This is a genomic window from Salmonella sp. 32020114201800008SM (assembly GCF_017572025.1).
Taxonomy (GTDB): Bacteria; Pseudomonadota; Gammaproteobacteria; order Enterobacterales; family Enterobacteriaceae; genus Salmonella; species Salmonella enterica.
On record NZ_JAGEQM010000026.1, the window covers coordinates 1 to 562 of the forward strand.

Sequence of the window (562 nt, forward strand, 5' to 3'; positions counted from 1 at the left end):
GCTCCCACTGCTTGTACGTACACGGTTTCAGGTTCTTTTTCACTCCCCTCGCCGGGGTTCTTTTCGCCTTTCCCTCACGGTACTGGTTCACTATCGGTCAGTCAGGAGTATTTAGCCTTGGAGGATGGTCCCCCCATATTCAGACAGGATACCACGTGTCCCGCCCTACTCATCGAGCTCACAGCACATGCGCTTTTGTGTACGGGGCTGTCACCCTGTATCGCGCGCCTTTCCAGACGCTTCCACTAACACACATGCTGATTCAGGCTCTGGGCTCCTCCCCGTTCGCTCGCCGCTACTGGGGGAATCTCGGTTGATTTCTTTTCCTCGGGGTACTTAGATGTTTCAGTTCCCCCGGTTCGCCTCATTAACCTATGGATTCAGTTAATGATAGTGTGACGAGTCACACTGGGTTTCCCCATTCGGGTATCGCCGGTTATAACGGTTCATATCACCTTACCGGCGCTTATCGCAGATTAGCACGCCCTTCATCGCCTCTGACTGCCAGGGCATCCACCGTGTACGCTTAGTCGCTTAACCTCACAACCCGAAGATGTTTCTT

1 rRNA gene is annotated in these 562 nt (G+C 53.6%); it reads right to left on the reverse strand.

Annotated features, from left to right (window positions below):
* Positions 1-540: ribosomal RNA gene (locus J4613_RS22465) — 23S ribosomal RNA — on the reverse strand; the annotation flags it as partial.
* Positions 541-562: the final 22 nt, after the last annotated feature.